Below are 1,046 nucleotides of genomic sequence, written 5' to 3' on the forward strand. Positions count from 1 at the left end.
GGGCCGCGGCGGCCCAGCGCAGACGGCCCCCTCCCGGCGACAAGCCGCCCCGACCACGCAATCGCCGGAGCCGGCCAAAGCGACCCGCCGCCGACGCAACACTCTCACCCCGGGCGCGCACCCTGCGCATGACGCACAGAGCCTCTGCGCGAAACGGGTTCGGGCAGAGGCTCTGGCGTGATCCCTCGCGACGGGTGAGACGATCCTGCGCTCAGCCGGCCGCTCAGGTCAACGGGTTCAGGTCCAGGCGCTGAGGTCGACCGGGTCCGGCCTGGCAGGGCCGGGGTCGGTGCGCCGGACGGTACGGCTAGCGCGGGCGGGCACAGGCGTCGCGGCTGGTTCGGGTTCGGGCAGCCGGATGGTGAGGTAGCGCTGGACCTGCAGGCTGGGCCCGCGCCGCGGCCTGGGGCCGGAGTCTTCGACGATCGTCATCACGCCGGCGAGGAGGGCGACGGCGCGCTCGACCTCGTCCGGCAGGTCGACCAGGCGGATCTGCATCAGCTACTCCTTCGGGCCGGAGCGTGGGGAGCGGGGGTGGCCGGGAGGGCCAGGAGGTTGGCGAGCCAGGCCGGGCAGGTGGCGATCGGCTGGTCCCGCTCGATCGTGTACGGCCGTCCGTCGACGATCGAGCCGGGCCCGACCAGGTAGCCGCCGCGGCCGCCGCGACCCGGGCCGCGGGTGTCGATGCCGGGCCCGAGCGGGGAGTTCGGGTGGCGTCCGGCGGTGGAGCCGATGATGACGCCGGGCGGCACGGCCAGGTACAGGTGCAGGCCGCCGGAGGGGGGTTGGTCAATTCGCCACGACCGATTTAAGAGAAGCGCCCAGTTGTGGAACCACGATTGAAGCCCTGAATCGATCACGGTTGGTAAAAGGCTACTTGCCAAGAGTGACAGACTTTACCGGATTTGCAAGCATTCCATCCCATCTTCGCATCGCCCTTACTGAAATTCCTACACCCTGATACCTCTTTCCTTGAAAGCGAACCTCCACATCGAAAGGGAGCTCATGAAGCGACAAATCGCTGTCATCATCGGCACTCTGTCATT

Annotated in this window: 2 protein-coding genes; both read right to left on the minus strand. The window is 68.7% G+C overall.

Annotated features, from left to right (window positions below; translation table 11 throughout):
* Positions 1 to 237: 237 nt before the first annotated feature.
* Positions 238 to 498 (minus strand): hypothetical protein, encoded by a 261-nt coding sequence (locus ACIBI5_RS54285; protein ID WP_397259678.1) that lies wholly within the window; start codon positions 496 to 498, stop codon positions 238 to 240.
* Positions 498 to 860: a bifunctional DNA primase/polymerase gene (locus ACIBI5_RS54290; protein ID WP_397259680.1), complete on the minus strand. Its 363-nt coding sequence runs from the start codon at positions 858 to 860 to the stop codon at positions 498 to 500. Before ACIBI5_RS54290 ends, ACIBI5_RS54285 begins: the two co-directional genes overlap by 1 nt.
* Between the last annotated feature and the right edge of the window lie 186 nt (positions 861 to 1,046).

It is taken from the genome of Nonomuraea sp. NPDC050540 (assembly GCF_044457485.1).
GTDB lineage: Bacteria > Actinomycetota > Actinomycetes > Streptosporangiales > Streptosporangiaceae > Nonomuraea.

Coding starts and splice junctions, on each gene's coding strand:
- ACIBI5_RS54285 (WP_397259678.1), bottom strand. CDS start 498: ATGCAGATCCGCCTGGTCGACCTGCCGGACGAGGTCGAGCGCGCCGTC.